The organism is Bacillus sp. SRB_8 (genome assembly GCF_003264205.1).
Lineage (GTDB): Bacteria > Bacillota > Bacilli > Bacillales > Bacillaceae_G > Bacillus_A > Bacillus_A mycoides.
In genome coordinates, this window is record NZ_NADT01000108.1 from 1 (window position 1) to 2,252 (window position 2,252).

General features: G+C 36.1%; 1 protein-coding gene and 2 pseudogenes. All 3 read left to right on the forward strand.

Annotation, left to right across the window (positions count from 1 at the left end; translation table 11 throughout):
- The coding region (locus B5P40_RS33125) for a hypothetical protein (protein ID WP_309252118.1) at positions 1-223 on the forward strand (223 nt) is incomplete at its 5' end.
- A 109-nt stretch (positions 224-332) separates the two neighbouring features.
- Positions 333-1,991: pseudogene (locus B5P40_RS32070) on the forward strand (flagellar motor switch protein).
- Positions 1,992-2,020: 29 nt separating this feature from the next.
- Positions 2,021-2,252 (forward strand): annotated as a pseudogene (locus tag B5P40_RS32075) (transglycosylase); the annotation flags it as partial.

Consider the following 2,252-nt stretch of genomic DNA (forward strand, 5'->3'; position numbering starts at 1 on the left):
CATGATTCGGGGTACAGTTCATGTATACAATTGGGGAGCTTTTTGGTTAGAACTATTCATTAAGTGTGTGACAACTGTCGTTTGCAAATATTGTGGGAATAATACGTTTGATAAATATAACGAGTGTAATAGACAGTTTATTCCACTATTTGTGGGCAGTAAAACTCCCACCTCAAAATTCGGTTGGAACAAAGAAGTTAGGTGGGAGCTCTGCTGCCCGTAAACGCCTGATTGGTGAGGGCTGATAATCAGTGGGGGAGGAACAAAACCCCACTGATTAAAGTTTCACTTTATATCGTTGAAAGAAAAACAGAAATGGGGAGGCAGGGAAAATGCCTGAGCAACACACAAAAGGGAATGCGAGCACGATTGTGCTCGAAAAAGAAAATGAGCATTTAACGCCTCAAGAATGCGATATTCTTGGCGAGATTGCAAATATATCATTTGGTTCAGCTTCGACTGTATTATCGACAATCTTAAATAGGCAAGTAAACATTACTGCTCCTCGTATAGAATTGGTAGATTTATATGATACAAGCGATGTTGAAGTTCCACATGTTGTGTTAAATATTCATTTTACAAAAGGATTAGATATGGAAAATCTTCTTGTCCTTAAGCAAGATGTTGCATTATCAATTGCTGATTTAATGATGATGGGGACAGGTGAAGTGGAAGAAGGAAAAGAACTTGGTGAATTAGAGCTAAGTGCTGTACAAGAAGCGATGAATCAAATGATGGGATTCGCAGCTACATCTATGTCGGAATTCTTCCAAGATACAGTAGATATGTCTCCGCCGACAATTAAAGTCGTAAAGCTATCAGAAGAGATGGAGAAAATCATTGAAATAACTGGAAATAACACAATTGTTAAAGTATCGTTTGATTTAAAAATAGATAACCTTGTAAACTCTAAACTTGTGCAAATTGTTTCAGTTGAACATGCGAAACGGATGATAAATAAATTACTGCAATTATCTGGTGAAGTAGAAAAAACAGAGACGCCAGTTGAAGAGGTAGTAACTGAAATTGTAGAAGAACATGTAGAAAAAGAGCAATTAACATAAGAAGAGAAAGATGTGCTTGGTGAAATTGCGAATATTTCAATCGGTTCGGCTTCAACAGTACTATCGACGCTTTTAAATCAGCCTGTCACTATTAGTACACCAAATGTAGAGGCTATTAATGTTCGCCATTATGACGGAGTGCCAGTTCCATTTGTTATTTTAAATGTCGATTTTGTTGAAGGACTAAAAAATGAGAATGTATTCGTATTTACGAAAGATGTTGCTTTAACAATGGTAGATTTAATGATGATGGGAACGGGTGAAATTGATCCGGAGAAAGAGCTAAGTGAATTAGAGTTAAGTGAATTAGAGTTAAGTGGCATTAAAGAAATTATGAACCAAATGATGGGGCATGCTGCAACAGCAATGTCAGAAATATTTAAAGAAAAAATGGATATGACACCACCAGATGTTAAATTTATTTCGTTAAAAGAAGAAATGGAGTATTTGGGAGAGTCGATGGCAGTTGACGAACTCGTTCAAATTACTTTTAATCTTGAAATTGGTGATCTCCTTCAGTCAAAGATGTATCAAATACTACCAATATCAGAAGCGAAAGAAATGGTTAGAAGACTTCTTTATCCGATGATGGAAGAGCAAGAAGAAATAGTTGAGGAAGTTATTGAAGAGGAAGAAATTCCTGCACCAGTCGTACAGCCGATTGAATATAAAGAAGTCAAGCAAGTTGAACCAGTGTATATGGATGCATCTATTATACAAAATGTAGAAATGAATGTTAAATTTGTATTTGGAAGTACAGTGAAGACAATTCAAGATATTTTAAGTTTACAAGAAAACGAAGCGGTCGTACTTGATGAAGATATTGATGAACCCATTCAAATTTATGTGAACGATGTATTAGTTGCGTATGGAGAGCTTGTAAATGTAGATGGGTTTTTCGGAGTGAAAGTGACGAAATCGCTCTAGGGCGTCGAAATAGGAGTTTGAACAAATAGATGAAAGATGTAAAGTTTTTTCTAGTGAGTTTGCTATTTGTATATATATGTACTTTCTTCCCGTTGCAAGGGCAAGCAGAAGAAATAATTGTACAAGAGCAAAATGTAAGTGAAGTGAATGAGCAAGAAGAGCAAAATATAGAAAATCGGGAACAGCCGGAACGAACGGAAATGCCCCTAGTTGAAGATGAAAAAAAAGCAGTAGAGAATGAGGAAGAGAAAGAGAAAGAGA